The 17,243-nt window shown below is 73.5% G+C and carries 17 protein-coding genes; 11 read left to right on the top strand and 6 right to left on the bottom strand.

Annotation, left to right across the window (positions count from 1 at the left end; all coding sequences use genetic code 11):
- Positions 1 to 17: 17 nt before the first annotated feature.
- The 4 genes from ACNF49_RS16110 to ACNF49_RS16095 are packed head-to-tail and all read left to right on the top strand — an operon-like array spanning position 18 to position 3,490.
- Complete coding sequence (locus ACNF49_RS16110) at positions 18 to 638, top strand: HAD family hydrolase (RefSeq protein WP_357980769.1); 621 nt, start codon at positions 18 to 20, stop codon at positions 636 to 638.
- Positions 639 to 692: 54 nt separating this feature from the next.
- Positions 693 to 1,643: a hypothetical protein gene (locus ACNF49_RS16105; protein WP_482944211.1), complete on the top strand. Its 951-nt coding sequence runs from the start codon at positions 693 to 695 to the stop codon at positions 1,641 to 1,643.
- Between the two features lie 25 nt (positions 1,644 to 1,668).
- On the top strand, positions 1,669 to 3,294 hold the full coding sequence (locus ACNF49_RS16100) for a serine/threonine-protein kinase (RefSeq protein ID WP_482944210.1): 1,626 nt from the start codon (positions 1,669 to 1,671) through the stop codon (positions 3,292 to 3,294).
- A gap of 46 nt (positions 3,295 to 3,340) precedes the next feature.
- Positions 3,341 to 3,490, top strand: a complete 150-nt coding sequence (locus ACNF49_RS16095; RefSeq protein ID WP_352360647.1) for a hypothetical protein — start codon at positions 3,341 to 3,343, stop codon at positions 3,488 to 3,490.
- A 161-nt stretch (positions 3,491 to 3,651) separates the two neighbouring features.
- On the opposite strand, the gene ACNF49_RS16090 is transcribed toward ACNF49_RS16095, so the two are convergent.
- Positions 3,652 to 4,188, bottom strand: coding sequence for a TetR/AcrR family transcriptional regulator (locus ACNF49_RS16090; RefSeq protein ID WP_357980779.1), 537 nt, complete (start codon positions 4,186 to 4,188; stop codon positions 3,652 to 3,654).
- A 122-nt stretch (positions 4,189 to 4,310) separates the two neighbouring features.
- On the opposite strand from ACNF49_RS16090, the gene ACNF49_RS16085 reads away from it, so the two are divergent.
- The 4 genes from ACNF49_RS16085 to ACNF49_RS16070 all read left to right on the top strand — a co-directional run bounded on the left by ACNF49_RS16085 (position 4,311) and on the right by ACNF49_RS16070 (position 8,695).
- On the top strand, positions 4,311 to 5,981 hold the full coding sequence (locus tag ACNF49_RS16085; protein ID WP_482945535.1) for an ABC-F family ATP-binding cassette domain-containing protein: 1,671 nt from the start codon (positions 4,311 to 4,313) through the stop codon (positions 5,979 to 5,981).
- Positions 5,975 to 6,913, top strand: a complete 939-nt coding sequence (locus ACNF49_RS16080; RefSeq protein WP_482944209.1) for a Vgb family protein — start codon at positions 5,975 to 5,977, stop codon at positions 6,911 to 6,913. Before ACNF49_RS16085 ends, ACNF49_RS16080 begins: the two co-directional genes overlap by 7 nt.
- 196 nt (positions 6,914 to 7,109) lie before the next feature.
- Positions 7,110 to 8,057, top strand: coding sequence for a quinone oxidoreductase family protein (locus ACNF49_RS16075; protein ID WP_357980787.1), 948 nt, complete (start codon positions 7,110 to 7,112; stop codon positions 8,055 to 8,057).
- A gap of 17 nt (positions 8,058 to 8,074) precedes the next feature.
- A complete protein-coding gene (locus ACNF49_RS16070) occupies positions 8,075 to 8,695 on the top strand; it encodes a LysE family translocator (protein ID WP_357980789.1) in 621 nt (206 codons plus the stop codon).
- Here the strand turns inward: ACNF49_RS16070 and ACNF49_RS16065 are convergent.
- The 3 genes from ACNF49_RS16065 to ACNF49_RS16055 are packed head-to-tail and all read right to left on the bottom strand — an operon-like array spanning position 8,686 to position 11,379.
- A complete protein-coding gene (locus ACNF49_RS16065; protein WP_357980792.1) occupies positions 8,686 to 9,699 on the bottom strand; it encodes a PucR family transcriptional regulator in 1,014 nt (337 codons plus the stop codon). The genes ACNF49_RS16070 and ACNF49_RS16065 overlap by 10 nt on opposite strands.
- Positions 9,699 to 10,490, bottom strand: a complete 792-nt coding sequence (locus tag ACNF49_RS16060) for a DUF2705 family protein (RefSeq protein WP_482944208.1) — start codon at positions 10,488 to 10,490, stop codon at positions 9,699 to 9,701. The genes ACNF49_RS16065 and ACNF49_RS16060 overlap by 1 nt, the downstream gene beginning before the upstream one ends.
- Complete coding sequence (locus ACNF49_RS16055) at positions 10,468 to 11,379, bottom strand: ABC transporter ATP-binding protein (protein ID WP_357980798.1); 912 nt, start codon at positions 11,377 to 11,379, stop codon at positions 10,468 to 10,470. Before ACNF49_RS16055 ends, ACNF49_RS16060 begins: the two co-directional genes overlap by 23 nt.
- A 90-nt stretch (positions 11,380 to 11,469) precedes the next feature.
- On the opposite strand from ACNF49_RS16055, the gene ACNF49_RS16050 reads away from it, so the two are divergent.
- Together ACNF49_RS16050 and ACNF49_RS16045 are read left to right on the top strand one after the other, a co-directional pair.
- A complete protein-coding gene (locus ACNF49_RS16050) occupies positions 11,470 to 12,300 on the top strand; it encodes a patatin-like phospholipase family protein (protein WP_482944207.1) in 831 nt (276 codons plus the stop codon).
- Positions 12,301 to 12,340: 40 nt separating this feature from the next.
- Positions 12,341 to 13,390 (top strand): 1-acyl-sn-glycerol-3-phosphate acyltransferase, encoded by a 1,050-nt coding sequence (locus ACNF49_RS16045; protein WP_357980804.1) that lies wholly within the window; start codon positions 12,341 to 12,343, stop codon positions 13,388 to 13,390.
- On the opposite strand, the gene ACNF49_RS16040 is transcribed toward ACNF49_RS16045, so the two are convergent.
- Positions 13,360 to 14,859: a cobyric acid synthase gene (locus tag ACNF49_RS16040; protein WP_357980806.1), complete on the bottom strand. Its 1,500-nt coding sequence runs from the start codon at positions 14,857 to 14,859 to the stop codon at positions 13,360 to 13,362. The genes ACNF49_RS16045 and ACNF49_RS16040 overlap by 31 nt on opposite strands.
- Before the next feature lie 135 nt (positions 14,860 to 14,994).
- Here ACNF49_RS16040 and ACNF49_RS16035 point away from each other — a divergent pair, with 135 nt between their 5' ends.
- Positions 14,995 to 16,323: an MFS transporter gene (locus ACNF49_RS16035; RefSeq protein ID WP_482944206.1), complete on the top strand. Its 1,329-nt coding sequence runs from the start codon at positions 14,995 to 14,997 to the stop codon at positions 16,321 to 16,323.
- On the opposite strand, the gene ACNF49_RS16030 is transcribed toward ACNF49_RS16035, so the two are convergent.
- On the bottom strand, positions 16,320 to 17,198 hold the full coding sequence (locus ACNF49_RS16030; protein WP_352323514.1) for a diacylglycerol/lipid kinase family protein: 879 nt from the start codon (positions 17,196 to 17,198) through the stop codon (positions 16,320 to 16,322). The two genes, ACNF49_RS16035 and ACNF49_RS16030, sit on opposite strands and share 4 nt — an antisense overlap.
- Positions 17,199 to 17,243 lie beyond the last annotated feature (45 nt).

The raw sequence follows: 17,243 nt of genomic DNA, 5'->3' as shown, positions 1-17,243 counted from the left end.
GCCGGTGTTGTCGGCCGATGCCTGAGAGGCCGGCCGACGCGGTCCTGTTCGACATGGACGGCACGCTGGTGGACACCGAAGGGCTCTGGTGGCAGGCCGCGGCTTCGGTGGCCGGGTCGCTGGGCCGTGCGCTGACGGCCGCCGACGCGCCGCACGTGACGGGCCGCACGGTGGGCGACACGGCCGCGTACCTGGTGGACGGGGCCGGCGGGGTGAGCGCGGACGGGGTGGCGAGCGCGCTCACGGAGGCGTTCGCCGAGCGCGTCAGGACGGGGCTGACGGTCGTGCCGGGGGCGCCGGAGCTGCTGGCCGAGCTGGCCGCGGCGGGCGTCCCGACCGCACTGGTGACCGCCTCCCCCCGCAGCATCGTGGAGCTGGTGCTGCCGAGGCTCGGGCACGCGTTCGACCTGGTGATCGCCGACGAGGACACCGCCCGGGGCAAGCCGCACCCGGACCCGTACCTGGAGGCGGCCCGCAGGCTGCGGGTGGCGCCGGCGCGGTGCGTGGCCGTCGAGGACAGCCCGGCGGGCGTCGCCGCGGCCACCGCCGCGGGCTGCCGCGTGCTGGTGGTGGACCCCGTACGCGGGCTGGCCCAGGTGCGGGCCGGGCTGCGCGGCGCTCCCCCGCACGGGGGATGAGCCCGCCTCCCGCAGGGGAGGGACGGGCCCGCGGGTGTCGGCAGGATTCCGGTCATGAGCCCGGAGATGAAAGTTGTCAGGACGCCCGCCGTCGCGCTCGCGCTGGTCGTCCTCTACGGCGGCCTGCGCGTCTACTGGGAGCTCGGCCACATGCCGGAGCGCATGTCGCCGATCGGGTCCGACCTGATCGTGTTCACCGGCTGGGCGGCGGTGGGCCTGTGCGCGGCGGCCGCGGCGGCGCTGGTCGTCATGATGGCCGTGCGCCCCGACGGCCCGCTGGGGTGGGCGCCGCCGGCGCTGGCGTGGGCGGTGGGCGGTGCGCTCATCGTGTCGGGGGCGCTGCTGCTGCTCGACGTGGTGTCCATGGTCGTGCCGGGGCTCGGCATCCCGTTCTCGTGGGCGGGGGCGCTCAGCAAGGCGGCCTGCGTGGGCTCGGGGGTGCTGCTCTGGCGGTCCGCGGCGGCCTACCGGCGGCGGGCCGCGGGGGCCTGCGCGGCGTGCGGGCGGCGGTCGTCCCGGGTGCTCGCCCGTACGCCGGGGTGGGCCTTCGCCGCGGCCTACGTCTCCGTGGCCGGCTGCCTGGCGCGGATCGCGGCGCAGGCGGCCGTCGGGTTCGACGTCGTGCCGTACCGTGCCGGGGTGGTGGCGTTCGAGGTGGGGTTCCTGCTCGCCGGGACGCTGCTGCCGCTGGCGCTCGTCCACCGGTTCGGGCGGGTGTGGCCGGGATGGGTGCCGTGGCTGGCCGGGCGTCCGGTGCCGCGCCGGCTGGTGTTGTGGCCGGGGGTGGGGGTGTCCGGCGGACTGCTGGCCTACTTCGGGGTGGCGCTCGGGCAGATGGCCGCCGAACGGCTCAGCGGGGGCGTGCCGTTCTCCGGGGGTGATCTGCCCGAGGCGTTCTTCTGGGTGGCCGTGCCCGGGTACGTGGTGTGGGGCGCCGGGATGGCCGTGGCGGCCTGGTCGTACGCGCGGCGTACGCGCATCGCGTGCGAGTTCTGCGGCGGATAGCCGCGAATCGGTAAGCTGGGCCGCCGTGAGCGGTGATATATCCCAGATCGGGCGCTACCGGCTGCTGAGCGTGCTCGGGCGGGGCGGCATGGGCACGGTCCATCTCGCCGAGGATCCCGCCGGGCAGCGGGTCGCCATCAAGGTGATCAATCCGGAGCTCAGCCAGCACGAGCAGTTCCGGATGCGCTTCCGCCGGGAGGCCGACGCCGCTCGCCGCGTCCGCAGGTTCTGCACCGCCGCGGTGCTCGAGGCCGCGCTCGACGGCGACCTGCTCTACGTGGTCACCGAGTACGTGCCCGGCCCCAATCTGGAGGAGGCCGTACGCCAGTCGGGGCCGCTGCGCGGGTCGAGCCTCGACGCGCTGGCCGTCAGCGTGGCCACCGCGCTCACCGCCATCCACGGCGCCGGGGTGGTCCACCGAGACCTCAAGCCGTCGAACGTGCTGCTGTCCCCCGTCGGGCCGCGCGTGATCGACTTCGGCATCGCGCGGGCGCTCGACACGCTGGGCGGCGTCACCGGCACCGGCGAGCTGGTCGGCACGCCCCGGTACATGGCCCCCGAGGTGCTGCGCGGCGAGCCGGTCTCGCCCGCCTGCGACGTGTTCTCGTGGGGCTGCCTGGTCGCGTTCGCGGCGAGCGGGCGGGCGCCGTTCGGCGGCGACACGCTGCCCGCCATCGTCTACCAGGTGCTCAACGCCGAGCCCGGCCTCGACGACGTCGATCCCGGCCTGCGCGAGCTGGTCGGGGCCGCGCTGCGCAAGGACCCGGCCGCGCGGCCCACCGCGCAGCAGCTCCTCGACCACCTCGTGGGCCGCTCGGCCGCGCCCGAGCAGGCCGCGCACACCGTGCAGGTGGCCTGGCAGCACGCCACCACCCCGTTCACCGAGGCCAGGCCCACGGCGGCGAAGCGGCGCGGCAGGCTGCTCGGGATCGGCGCGGCCGCCGCGGCGGTGCTCGTGGCCGGCTCGGTGGCCGCCTGGGCGATGCTCACCCCGGGCGGGCCGCCCGACGACCTGGGCGTCCTGTACCGCGAGGACTTCACGCAGACCTCCGGCGGCTGGCTCGGCACGTACGACCCCGACGCCACGGGCAGCAAGGGCTACCGCACGGACGGCACGTACGGCCTCGACGTGGCGGACGGCCGCGAGGAGCAGCGGGCCAAGGCCCCCATCCCGTTCCTCGTCGCCACGCCCACCAACACCCCCGACCCCTCGGCCACGCCCACGCCGATGTTGCCGTCGTCGGTGGTCGTCGGCGTCACCGCCGAGGTCGGGGAGTACGCGGGCAACGGCGAGTACGGCCTCTACTGCCACAACTCCGACGATGACGACACCTACTACGAGTTCGGCCTCGACACCGAGGGGAACGCGCGGATCCGCCGCGTGTACGACGGCGCGGGCGGCACGCTGACCCAGCCCGCCAAGGTGGCCAAGCCGGAGGGACGGATGCGCATCGTGGCCTCGTGCGAGCAGCGCGGCGCCGGGGTGCGGCTGACGATGTGGGTGAACGACAAGCGGGTGCAGCAGGCCGACGACCCCAACGGGCTCGGCAACGGGTACGTCGGGGTGTTCGCGCGTACGCCCAAGGACACCCAGTCGTTGCTGAAGATGACGTTCGACGACTTCGAGCTGCGGGGGCAGAAGGAGCCTTAGACGGGCGGGCCCGCGTTCCCGGCGGCCATCGGGGTAGGGGGTGTGGATGGCGAAGCTCATGGACCGGGTGCGCGCGTACCTGCGCAGCCCTGAAGGCAGGCAGACCGTCGAGAAGGCCAAGCGCATGGCCCGAGACCCGCAGAACCAGGAGAAGGCCCGGCGTTTCCTCGACCGGTTCCGCACCCGGCGCCACTGACGAGCCCCGCGACCGCCTCTTCCGGGCGGCCGCTTCCGTCGGCCGCCTCACCGTGGCCGCTTCCGTCGGTGGCCGCTTCCGTCGGTGGCCTCTCTGCGGCTGCTTCTTCGCGGCCGCTTTCGTCGGTCGCTTCTTCGCGGCCGCCGCTCTGATCGGGGTTCTCAGAGGATCCCGGCGCGGGCGGCGGCCAGGGCGGCGTCGGCGGCGCGGTCGGCGTCCCGCTCGCTCACCGGCTCGTGCGCGACGAACAGCCGGTAGTAGACCGGGGCGACGGCCACCCTGATCACCTCCTGCACGTCGACGACGTCGGGCAGCTCACCGCGGGCGATCGCGCGCCGCACCACCTCGGCCGACTGGTCGTGCCGGGCGGTGAAGAACTCGTGCAGGGCCCGCGCCGCCTCCGGGTTCTGGACGGCCGCCGCCACGAACGCCGACGACACCGGCCCCATCTCCGGGTCGGCGAACCCGCCCCGGACGAGCTGGACGATCGCCCGCAGGTCGCCCTCGACGCTGCCGGTGTCGGGAATCGGCCACGGCTCGTCCTTGGCCAGCTCCAGGGCGTCGGAGATCAGGCCCTCCACACTGCCCCACCGCCGGTAGACGGTGGTCTTGTGCACGCCCGACCGCTCGGCCACGTTCTCGACCGTCAGGCCGCGGAAGCCATGGGCCGCCAGCTCGGCCAGGGTCGCCTGGCGCACGGCATCGCGAACTCGCGCGCTGCGCCCTCCCGGACGTCTGTTAGGTTCCAAAAACTACTCCAGTTGCGTTTGCGGGTTCACCTGTGCCAAACTAACGCTACAACAGTTGCGATTGGAGTTCCATCCTGATCAACGTTCGAGGGCTCAGCAAGTCGTACGGCGACCGCTCCGTGCTCACCGACGTGTCCCTGTCCGTGGGCCCCGGCGAGCGCGTGGGCGTCGTCGGCGAGAACGGCTCCGGCAAGTCCACCCTGCTCCGGCTACTGGCGGGCGTCGAACAGCCCGACGACGGCGAGATCACCGTCACCGGCGGCGCCCCAGGGCGGGTCCCAGGCGAAGTCGCCGGTGACGTCGCTACCGATGTCTCCGGTGACGTCGGCCACCTCGGCCAGACGCTCGGCCTGCCGCCCGGTCACACCGTCCAGCAGGCGGTCGACCACGCGCTCGCCGGCCTGCGGGCCATGGAGCGAAGGCTGCGCGAGCTGGAGTCGGCGCTCACCGACGACGTCATGGGCGAATACGGCGAGCTGCTGACCGCCTACGAGGCCCGCGGCGGATACCAGGCCGACGCGCGCATCGACAAGGCCCTCCACGGCCTCGGCCTGGCGCATGTCGCCCGCAACCGGGTGTTGTCGAGCCTGTCGGGCGGCGAGCGCGCCCGGCTGGGCCTGGCCTGCGTGCTGGCCGCCGACCCCGCCACGCTGCTGCTCGACGAGCCGACCAACCACCTCGACGAGCCCGCGCTGACCTGGCTCGAAGAGCGGCTGCGCGGGCACCGCGGCCCGGTGGTCGTGGTCTCCCACGACCGGGTCTTCCTCGACCGGGTGGCCACCGCCGTCCTGGAGGTCGAGGAGGGCGCCGTCACCCGGTTCGGCGGCGGGTACAGCGGCTACCTGGCCGCCAAGGCGGCAGCGCGGGCGCGGTGGGAGCAGGCGTACACGGCCTGGCGCGAGGAGGTCCGGCAGGTGCGCGAGCACGCCGCCACCACCGCCCACCGCGTGGCGGCCGGGCGGGCCATGAAGGACAACAACAAGATGGCCTACGACCGCAACGCGGGCCGCGTCCAGAGCTCGGTGGCCACCCGCGTGCGCAACGCCCACGAACGCCTGCGCCGCCTGGAGGACGACCCGGTCCCCCGCCCACCGACCCCGCTCCGCTTCCGGGCGGCCTTCCGCACTCCCGCTCCGGCGGGCGACGCTTCGGTAAGCGACGGTCCGGTGGGCGACGGTCCGGTGGGCGACGGTCCGGCCACGCCTGCGGTCCTGGTGGAGCTGCGTGACGTCCACGTCGGCGACCGGCTCCACGTCGGGTCGCTGACCGTCCGGGCGGGCGAGCGGGTGCTGGTGAGCGGGCCCAACGGGGCGGGCAAGTCCACGTTGCTGCGGGTCCTGGCCGAGCGCGCCGGGTGCCGGGCCGGCCACCTCGCCCAGGACGACGACCTCGACCCCGGCCTGGCCGTGCTCGCCGCGTTCGGGCACGACGGCTACGCCGACGAGCGGCGCGCGGCCCTGCTGGACACCGGCCTGTTCCCCGCGCACGTGCTCGGCCGGCGGGTGGGCGAGCTCTCGGTCGGCCAGCGGCGCCGGCTGTCGCTGGCCAGGCTGCTCATCGGGGAGCACGACCTGCTGCTGCTCGACGAGCCGACCAACCATCTGTCGCCCGTCCTGGCCGACGAGCTCGACCACGCGCTCGCCGCCTACCGGGGGGCGGTGGTCATGGTCACGCACGACCGCGCGCTGAGGCGCCGTTTCACGGGCACCGAGATCCGACTGACAGGGGGACACATATGTTGACCATGATTTCCGCAGGCTCGCCCTACGGCGTGGCCACCGCCGCCGACGGCGCGCTCTGGTTCACGCTCGTCCACCAGGGCCGCGTCGGCAGGCTGGTGCCGGGGCACGAGCCGGTGATCCACCAGCTCGACCCGGCCGACGGGCAGCCCGGCGTGATCGTGCCCGGCCACGACGGCGCGATGTGGTTCACCGAGGGCAAGGGCGGCCGGGTCTGCCGCATCACCGGCGACGGCCAGGTCACCGCGTACGCGGCCGACTCGCCGTACGGGATCGTCGCCGGGCCAGACGGGGCGATGTGGTTCACCCAGATGGGCAGCGGACGCATCGGGCGCATCGGCGCCGACGGCGAGCGCTCCGACTTCGACGTGCCGGTGGAGGGCGGCATGCCCGCCTTCATCACGGTGGGCGGCGACGACGCGCTCTGGTTCTCGATCAACCAGGGCCACGCCGTCGGCCGGATCTCGCTGTCCGGGGAGGTCACCGTGCATCCGCTGCCCACCGAAGGGGCCGCCCCCGTGGGCATCACGCTCGGGCCCGACGGGGCGGTGTGGTTCGTGGAAATCGGCGCGGGGCAGGTCGGCCGGATCGATCCGGCCGGGAAGATCACCGAGTTTCCGCTGCCCGATCGGGCCTGCCGTCCGCACGCCATCGTGGCCGGTCCCGACGGCGCGCTCTGGTTCACCGAGTGGGCTGCCGGGCGCCTCGGCCGCATCACGGTCGACGGCGCGATCGAGGAGCACCAACTGCCCTCGGTGCCGGTGCCGTCGTCCTCGGTGCCGTCGTCCGCTACCGCCGGGCAGGGCGGGCCGGGCGCCGCCGGCGGCAGCGAGCCGCACGGGCTGACGGTCGGTGCCGACGGAGCGATCTGGGTAGCCCTGGAAGCCGGCGCCCTGGCCCGCATCCTGCCCCCCTCGCCCACCCCCGACCAGTGACGACCGCCCCCAACCGGTGACGACCGCCCCCAACCGGTGACGACCACACCCGATCGGTGACGGCCGCACCTGGCCGATGAGCCGCGAGCGGCGGGGCTCCGGCGACCGTGGCAGGTACTGACGGCCTCCGGATCCCCTCGGCGGCGCGGTGGGGGCGGGGTGGCGGTGGGGGGCTGGGGCGGAGTTGACTGGGGGGATGCATGCCATCATCGTCTCCGCCCAGGGCGGTCCAGAGGTTCTCGAATACGTCGAGCGTCCCGATCCGGCGCCGGGTGACGGGGAGGTCGTGGTCGACGTCGCGGCCGGCGGGGTCAACTTCATCGACATCTACCACCGTTCCGGCGCCTACCCGCTCCCGGTGCCGACCCCGATCGGGTCCGAGGGGGCCGGCGTGGTCTCGGCCCTCGGCGCCGGGGTGGAGGGGTTGGCCGTCGGCGACACCGTGGCCTGGGCCGGTGTGCTGGGGAGCTACGCGGAGAAGGCCGTGGTGCCGGCCGACCGGCTGGTGCCGGTGCCCGACGGCGTGTCCGCCGAGCTGGCGGCGGCGGCGATGCTCCAGGGCATGACCGCCCACTACCTCACCCACTCGACGTACGAGGTCAAGGAGGGTGACCAGGTGCTGGTGCACGCCGGCGCCGGCGGCATGGGCCAGTTGCTGATCCAGGTCGCCAAGCTGCGCGGCGCCAAGGTCTACAGCACGGTCTCCACGCCGGAGAAGGAGAAGCTGGCCCGCGCGGCCGGGGCCGACGAGGTGCTGGGCTACGACGAGTTCGCCGAGGCGTTGCGCGGCCGGATCCACGTCGTCTACGACGGCGTCGGCAGGACGACGTTCGACGGCGGCCTGGAGGCGCTGCGCCCGCGCGGGCTCATGGCCCTCTACGGCGCGGCCAGCGGCCCGGTCCCGCCGTTCGATCCGCAGGTGCTCAACCGCGCCGGCTCGCTCTTCCTGACCAGGCCCACGCTCGTCCATTACGTCGCCGAGCGCGAGGAGCTGCTCTGGCGGGCCGCCGACCTGTTCGGCTGGATCTCCTCGGGGCAGCTCAGGATCAACGTGTCCGAGCGCTACCCGCTGGCCGAGGCGCGACGGGCCCACGAGGACCTGGCCGCCCGGCGTACGACCGGAAAGTTGCTGTTGATTCCCTAGCGCTACGCTCGCCCCTTGTGGACATCAATGCGGCAGTCTGGTCGTTCGCTGCCGTCGTCGCGCTCCTGACGATCACGCCGGGGCTCGACACGGCTCTCACCCTGCGCACGTCGCTGCTCACAGGCAGGCGGGCGGCCTGGGGGGTGGTGCTGGGCATCCAGCTCGGCACGCTGGTCTGGGGCGTGCTCACCGCGGCGGGGCTGTCGGCGCTGCTGGCGGCCTCGCGGTTCGCCTACGACGTGCTGCGCTGGGCGGGGGCGGCGTACCTGGTGTGGATGGGGTTGCGCATGCTCCTCGCCAGGGCGCGGGCCGGCGAGGAGGAGGACGGGCAGCGGGCGTTCGGCTTCGGCAAGGGGTTCCGGCGCGGACTGCTCACGAACCTGCTCAACCCCAAGGTCGGGGCGTTCTACGTGGCGATGTTGCCGCACTTCATCCCGGCCGGCGCGCCGCACGCGGCGATGGGGCTGCTGCTGGCCGGGGTGCACGTGGCCGAGGGGCTGGCGTGGAGCGCGGTGCTGATCGGGTTCGCCTCGCTGATGAGCGACGTCCTGCGGTCGGCCCGTGTGCGGCGGATCCTCGACCGGGTGACCGGCGTGGTCATCGTCGGGTTCGGGCTCCGGCTCGCCCTTCACGACTGATCCCACGGCCAGTCCAGCAGGCGCGCGCCCAGGACCGCGGTCTCCAGGGTGAAGCGCTGGGTGGGGTCGTCGGGCGAGAAGCCGGTCAGCCGGCGGATGCGTTCCAGCCGGTACGTCACCGCCCGCGGGCTGATCCGCAGCCTGCGGGCCGCCGCCGCCTGGTTGCCGTGCGCGGCGAAGACCGCCTCCAGCGTCTCGACCAGCGGCTCGTGCCCGCCCCTGGCGTGCAGCAGCGGGCTGAGCACGCTGGTCACCAGGTCCTCGATCGCTCCGCGGTCGCGCAGCAGCACGGGGAAGACCAGCAGGTCGGCGGCCTTGACCACGTCGAGCGTGAGCCGCAGCGCGTCGGCCAGCTCCAGTGCGCCGGCCGCCTCCCTGAAGGAGGTCACGACGCCGCCCGGCCCGCGGTGCGGCCGTCCCACGCCGACCCGCCACCCGGCCGGGAAGCGGGCGCGTACGTGATGGGTGAACTCCCCCACGGCGGCGGGCAGCGTGGCGGGCACGACGCACACCAGCAGCCCTTCGCGGACGGCCACCAGCACGTTGTGCGAGCCGAACCGGGCGACCAGATCGCGCTCGATGCGGTCCTGGTCCCCGTCGCGCAGCCCGCGGGCGGCGGCCACCACGTACGACTCGGCCAGCCGGAGGCCGAAGTGCTCGGCCCGTTCGGCCAGCCGCTCGGCCCGTCCCTGGAGCAGGTCGTCCACGAACTCCCTGCGGGCCGTCTCCTCGCCCCTGAGGGCGGCGAGCTGGGCCAGCTCGTACCCCTCCATGAGCGCCGAGACGGCCCTGCGCAGCGCGGGCAGCACGTCCGGCAGCCCCTCGGCGGCGGCGAGCGCGCCGTCGACCAGCGTCCGCAGCGGGACGCCCTGCTCGGCGGCGCGGGTGCCGTCGGCGCGGCAGGCGTCGAGCGCCTCCCGCGAGGGCGGGCGGCCCGCGGCGGCCCCGGCCAGCACCTGACGATGCCCGCCGAGCAGGTCGGCGGGCATCCTGGAGAGCACCATCACACTCCTACGTCACGCCTGTCGAAGGACAGGATCGCGGTGAGCGCGAGCACTGCCGTCGCTCCCGCCAGCACAAGGTAGTCCCCGACCGGCAGGCCCTCATAGAGCGGCCGGCCCTCGGCGTAGTAGTGGAACGGCGAGAGCCACTTCAGCCAGGCGATGGCCGCCACACCGCGGCCGAGCGTGACGACGATGTACCCGGCCGCCACCCACACGCCGACGACGGACGAGGCGATCATCCTGCGGCCGGTCACGGCGCCCACGGTCAGGGCCACGGTGCCGAAGAACAGCGCGAGCAGCAGCACCCCGACGTGCGCGGCCAGGACACGGTCGAACGGCACCCCGAGCTCCGCCGCGCCCCCGGCCGCCCACGCCACGGCCAGCGTCACGGCGAACACCGACAGCAGCGCGATCGCCAGCGCGCAGAACCGCTGGAGCACCAGCCGCTTGCGGTCCACCGGCAGCGTGACGACGAGCTCCAGCGTCCCTGCCTCCTCCGGCTGGGCGATCGCCCGGTTGGCCAGCATGGTGGCGAGCACGACGAACAACATCGGGACGAAGAGCTGGTAGACGACCGTCTGCAGGAAGTTGACGCCGAGGGCCAGGTCGGGCATGCCGCCCATGAGGTCCCTGAGCGGGCCGGGGTACTTGGCCAGGGCCTGCTGGTTGAACGTCCTCGGGTCCTGGCTGACGCTCCGGAAGATGCTGATGTAGAGGGCCATGAACGCGCTGATGCCGACGGTCCACCAGATGAGGGCCCGGCGGTGGTCACGCAGACTCTTGGCGATCATGGTGCCGTTCCTCCTCGCTGTAGTAGGTCAGGAAGATCTCTTCGAGGTCGGGCTCGGCGCTGACCAGGTGCACGACGGTGAACCGGGCGGCGGCCTTGACCAGGGCGTCCGGACGGCCGTCGATCGTGCACCGGACGCTGGCGCCCTCCACGCGCAGGTCGCGCACCCCCGGCAGGCCCTCGAACGCCGACGGCGGAACCGGGGCGTCGAAGTGCAGCTCCATCCGGCGTACGGCCTTCTCGCGCAGCGCGGCCACGTTCTCCACGGTCACCAGGCGGCCCGCGCGGACGATGCCGACCCGGTCGGAGACGCTCTCCACCTCGGCCAGCACGTGCGAGGACATGAGCACGGTCCGGCCGGACGCCCGCACCTCCCGGACCATGGCCAGGAACTCCTGCTGGACGAGCGGGTCGAGCCCGCTGGTCGGCTCGTCGAGGATGAGGAACTCCGGCTCGTGCATGAACGCCTGGATCAGCCCGACCTTCTGCTTGTTGCCCTTGGAGAGCTTGCGCATCGGCACCGACAGGTCGGCGTCGAACCGTTCGGCCAGCTCCTCGATGCGGCTGCCCGGCACCCCGCCGCGCACGCGGCCGAGGAAGCCCAGGTAGTCGCGGGCCCGGTCGCGGCCTTCGAGGGCCAGCTCGCCGGGCAGGTAGCCGATGCGGGCGCGGGTGGCGGCGGCGCGCGGGTCGTGGCCGAACACGCGGACCGTGCCGCGGGTGGGCCTGATCACGTCGAGGAGCAGCCTGATCGTGGTGGTCTTGCCGGCGCCGTTGGGCCCGAGGTAGCCGAAGATCTCGCCGGGCCGGATCTCCAGCGTGAGGTCTTCGAGCCCGCGCCGCCCGCCGTAGTACTTGGTCAGCCCTTCGGCCTGAACCACTGCTGTCATGCCGGAATCGTCCCGCCGGGGCGGCGCCGGGGTCACTGGCCGAAGTCGGCAGCGTCATGGGCGGTTTTCTGCCGGGACACGGCAACGAGAATGGGCAGGGTGAGGAACGTGGAGACGGCGTTCGTGCTCGGTGGCGGTGGCGTGCTCGGTGCTCACGAGGTGGGCATGCTTCAGGCGCTCGACGACTTCGGCATCCGGCCCGACGTGGTCGTCGGCACGTCGGTGGGCGCGCTCAACGGCGCGCTCATCGCCGCCGACCCCGCGCGGGCGGTCGACCGGCTGACCTCGTTGTGGCGGTCCGACGTCGTGCGTACGGCGTTCGCCGGGTCGTGGGTGACCCGGCTGTCCACGCTGGCCAGGACCGGCACCCACCTGCATCCCAACGGTCCCCTGCGGGAGGTGCTGGCCGGGACGGTGCGCACGGAGCTGATCGAGGAGCTGGAGGTGCCGTTCCAGTGCGTGGCGGCCTCGGTCGAGCGGGCCGCGGCCCACTGGTTCGCCAGCGGGCCGCTGGTGGAGGCGGTGCTGGCGTCGTGCGCGGTGCCGGGGCTGCTGCCGCCCGTGCAGATCGGCGGGGAGCACTTCTTCGACGGCGGGCTGGTGCACAGCATCCCCGTCGGCCGGGCCGTGCAGCTCGGGGCCAGGCGGGTCTACGTGCTGCACGTCGGCCGGATCGAGCGCCCGCTGACCGCACCCCGGCGGTTCTGGGAGGTGGGGATGGTGGCGTTCGAGATCGCGCGCCGCTACCGGTTCGCCGAGGAGATGGCCACGTTGCCGCCCGGGGTGGAGGTGCACGTGCTGCCCGCCGGGGTCGCCGCGCCGCTGTCGAACCTGCGCTACCGCGACCTGTCCCAGATCTCCACCTACATCGAGCGGGCGTACCAGGCTTCTTCCCGCTACCTGCGGACAAGAGGAGGATGAAGGTAGGACCTCAGGGAAGGCAGACCTCGGGGAGGCGCCGTTGTTCCCACCGCGTATCGTGCGCCGGATCGTCCTGGCACCGCTCGTCGTCGTGGTCACCGTGGTGGTGCTGGTGACGCTGCCGTTGTGGCTGCTGATCACGTTCGGGGCGTCCTTGCGGCTGCCGCCGCCGCAGCGCAGGGGGTTGCGGTTCGTCTGGTTCGGCGCGGCCTGGCTGACGCTGGAGTCGGCGGTGCTCATCGCCTGCCTCGGGCTGTGGGTGTCGGGGGCGTTCGGGCGGGCCCGGCACCAGGAGCGGCACTACGCGCTGATCCGCTGGTTCCTGGCCAAGGTGTACGGGGCGGCGGTGCGCATCTTCCGGCTGACCGTGGACGTCGAGGAGCCCGCGCCGACCCCGCAGGAGCGCGCCGCCCGGCTGAGCCGCCCGATCGTGGTGCTCTCCCGGCACGCCGGGCCGGGCGACTCCTTCCTGCTGATCTATCACCTGCTGTCGGTGTACCGGCGGCACCCGCGGATCGTCATGAAGGCCGCCCTCCAGTACGACCCGTCGCTCGACGTCGTGGTCAACCGCCTGCCGAACGCCTTCGTGCCCCGGCGGTCCGGCCGCGAGCGGGTGATCGAGGAGATCCGGCGGCTGTCGGCGACCATGGACGACCGCGACGCGCTGGTGATCTTCCCCGAGGGCGGCAACTTCACCCCGCGCCGGCGGCGGCTGGCGATCCGCCGGCTGGAGGACAAGGGGCTGGCCGAGGAGGCGGAGCGGGCGCGTGGCATGACCCACCTGCTGCCGCCCCGGCCGAACGGGGCCATCGCCGCGATCACCGCCTGCCCGGAGGCCGACGTGGTCTTCGTCGCGCACACCGGCCTGGACGACCTCGTCACGATCGGCGACGTGTGGCGCAGGCTGCCGTACGCGGCGCGGATCACGGCCAGGTGGTGGCGGGTACCGGCGGCCGAGGTGCCCAGGGACGACCGGGAGAGCCAAGTCCGCTGGCTGTACTCCCACTGGGAGGAGATCGACGCCTGGATCACCGCCCAGCGCGAGCGTTCCCCGCGGGATCAGGCCGAGGGGGCGCCCGGCGGCAGGTAGGGCACGGGGGCGGGGCCGTCGCGCAGGAGCCCCAGCAGGGCGTCGGTGTCCAGGTGCTGCTCGATCAGGTCGCCCAGGGCGTCCAGGCGGGCCTCGCGCAGGCGGCCGAAGTCGGTGTCCGGGGCGGGGACGAAGGCACGCCCGGCCCGTTCGGCCACGTCGGCCAGGAAGGCCCGGCGGAAGGCGTCGTTCTCCAGGGCGCCGTGCCAGGTGGTGCCCCACACGTCGCCGGCGCGGCAGCCGTCCAGGAAGGGCTCGCCGCCCTCGACCGTCGCCCGCCCGTGGTGGATCTCGTACGCGCTGACCGGCTGCCCGTAGGCCCTTCCGACCGGCCGGGCGAGCCGCTTGTCCGGCGCGAACTCGACGCGGACCGGCAGCAGCCCGAGCCCGTCCACCCGGCCCGCCCGCGACTCGACCTCGTCCACGATCTCCCGGCCGAGCATCTGGAACCCGCCGCAGATCCCGAGGACGGGCCCGCGCCGCGCGAGCAGGGCGTCGGCCAGGCCGGTGCGCCGCAGCCAGGCCAGGTCCTCGACCGTGGCCCGCGAGCCCGGCAGCACCACCAGGTCGGCGTCGTCCAGCTCGACCGGGTCGGTCACGAAGCGCACTACCACGCCGGGCTCGGCGGCCAGCGCGTCCAGGTCGGTGAAGTTGGAGATCCGGGGCAGCCGGACGACCGCCACGCGCAACGTCTGCCTGCCCAGCGGCCGGCCGGTCACGACCCGGCGGGAGTCCAGCGCGAGTGAGTCCTCGACGTCCAGCCAGAGGCCGTCGAGCCAGGGCAGCACGCCGTACACCGACCGGCCGGTGAGCTTCCTGAGCATGTCGAGGCCGGGTTCGAGCAGCTCGCGGGCGCCCCGGAACTTGTTCACCACGAACCCCGAGACGAGGGCCTGGTCGGCCGCGTCCAGCAGCGCGACCGTGCCGTGGAAGGCGGCGAACACGCCGCCCCTGTCGATGTCGCCGACCACGACGACGGGCAGCCCGGCGGCCCTGGCCAGGCCCATGTTCGCGATGTCGCCGCGGCGCAGGTTGATCTCCGCGGGGCTGCCGGCGCCCTCGCAGATCACCACGTCGTACTGGGCGCGCAGCCGGTCCAGGGACGCCAGGGCGGTGGTCCGCAGGAGGTCCTTCAGCGCGCCGTACTCCATGGCGTCCACGTCGGCGACGGGCTCGCCCAGGAGCACGACCTGGCTGCGGCGGTCGCTGCCCGGCTTGAGCAGGACGGGGTTCATGTCGGCGACCGGTTCCAGCCCGGCGGCCTGGGCCTGCATGGCCTGGGCGCGGCCGATCTCGGCGCCGCCGGCGGTGACGTAGGAGTTGAGCGACATGTTCTGGGCCTTGAAGGGCGCCACGCGCACGCCCTGGCGGGCCAGCCAGCGGCAGATCCCGGCGGTCACGACGCTCTTGCCCGCGTCGGAGGTGGTGCCGGCGACCAGCATCGCGCCGGTGACCTGCGCAGTGTTCATGCGATCACCGTACATGAGCCCCAAACTGCGAAATTTCCCAGAAAACGCCCATTTACGAATCGTGTGACTTCTGCCACTCTTGCTAGAACGTTCGCCTAGAACAGCATTCTAGATTTTCCTACTGGAAGGGTGGGCATGGTCAGGACGTTGGGTTCGCCGCGTACCGGCGTCATCGACGCGCGGACCAGGGCGCCGTTCGGCTGGGCGCCGCTGGTCGTGCTCTTCGTCGTCGGGCTCGTGGACCGCATGGAGTACAACCTGCTGTCGGGGGTGCTGCCGCTCGTCCAGAAGGAGTGGGGCTTCAGCGACACCGCCGCGGGCTCGATCCCGACCGCCGCGGCGCTGGCCGCCGCGATCGTCTCCCTGCCCGCGGGCTTCCTGGCCGACCGGTTCAGCCGTACGCGGATCATCGCGGTGGTCGTCCTGCTGTGGGCCGTCGCCACGCTCGGCTCGGGCCTGGCCACCGGCTTCGTGATGTTCTACCTGATGCGGGTGCTGCTCGCGGCGGCCGAGAACATCGACAACCCGGCGGCCGGCAGCCTGCTGGCCGACTACTACCCGCCGGTCAGCCGGGCCAAGGCGTACGGGCTGACCCGCGTCACGACCTACCTCGGCGGCATCGGAACGCTGCTGGGCGGCGTGCTGGCCGAGGTGTTCTCCTGGCGCACCGCGTTCCTGGTCATGGTGGTGCCCGGCGTGCTCACGGCGGTGCTCGTCTGGTTCCTGCGCGAGCCGGGCCGCGGCGACCTGGACCGGATGGTCGCCGGGGCCCCCGTGGAAAGCGCCGGATCGTCCCAGGGCACCGCGTCCCCCAAGGCGCCCTTCTGGCAGCAGTTCGGGCAGGTCATCCGCATCCCGACGCTGCTGTTCGTCTGCGTCGGGCTGGGCCTGCTCACCCTCGGCCTGGCCGGGATCTTCTACTGGCTGCCCACGCTCATGGTCCGCGAGTACGGCGTCGGCGTCGGCGCCGCCGGCTCGCTGAGCGGCCTGATCACCATCGCCGGGACGCTGGCCGGCACCCTGGTCGGCTCCTGGCTGGGCCGCAGGTGGCACGGCACCCGCAAGGGCGGCAGGCTGCTGGCCGGCGGCGGCGGCATCACGGCGGGCGCGGCCGTCCTGGCCGGCGCGCTGGCCATGGACTCGATCGGCCCGATGGCCGCGCTGGTCCTGCTGGCCTGCTCGCTCATGTCGATCGCGATCCCGAACATGACGGCCTGCCTGGCCGACGTCGTCCCGGCCGCCGCGCGCGGTCTCGGCTTCGCCGTCCTGCAGCTGCTCATCACGGCGGCCGGGGCGTTCGGCTCGCTCGTCGTCGGCATCGCCTCCGACCGGTTCGGCTCGCTGATCGGCGGCATGTACCTGCTGGTCGTCCCCATGATCGTGGGCGGCCTGGTGACGCTCGGCGCCCGCGCCTCCTTCGAGCGCGACGCCGGGCGGGTCATGGACGCCGCCCGCGCCGGCTAGGACGGCAGGCAGACGGTCAGCGCGCCCGGGGCCACCTTCGCCTTGATCTTGGTGGTGGCCTCGCGGTCGCCGCCGTCCAGCTCGTACGTCATCGGCGACCCGAACCGGGCCGACACCTTGCGCGCCCGGGTGATGCGCACGAACGGCGAGTCCTCCGACCGTCCGGCGGCCATCTTGCCCATCACCCGGGCCCACTGGATCGGCCCCTTGGCCGTGGACAGCCCGACCTCCAGCCAGCCGTCGTCGGGCCGGGCGTCGTCGAACGCCTCGACCCCGCCGGCGATCGTGCCCACGTTGCCGAGCAGCAGGCAGCTCGCCTCGCCCTCGAACCAGGTGGACCCGTCGACCTTGACCGTCATCGGCACCAGGGGCCCGCCGACGTGCCGGACGGCGGCCTTGACGTAGCTCAGCTTGCCGAACTTCCGCTTGGCCTTGCCGTCGGCCTCGGCGATCATCTCGGCCTCGAACCCGGCGCCGGCCATGACCGCGAAGTGCTCGCCGTTGAGCACCCCGAGGTCCAGCTCGGCACGGCGGCCCTCGAAGCCGATCCGTACGGACTCCTCCAGGTCGGTGGGGATGCCCAGGTTGCCGGCGAACAGGTTGGCCGTCCCGGCGGGCAGGATCGCCATCGGCACGCCGGAGCCGGCCATGGCGTCGGCGCAGCGTTGCACCATGCCGTCACCGCCCCAGACGAACACCAGCTCCGCACCCGCCTTGAGCGCCTTGCGCACCTTCTTGGGCGCCTTCTTGCTCTTGGGCACCTCGTGCCAGATCAGCTCGCCGACGTCCCGCTCGGTGAGCAGCACGCGCAGCCGGTCCAGGCCGGCGCCGAGGATCTTCTTCTGATGTGCGACAACCGCGATAGTGGGGGACACTCCTCCCTCACTACCCGGCCTTTACCGGGTTATTAATGGGTTTCG

Source organism: Actinomadura sp. ATCC 39365, assembly GCF_054392275.1.
The sequence above is the reverse complement of the archived record's forward strand: the minus strand, read 5'-3'. Positions and strand labels throughout refer to the sequence as shown.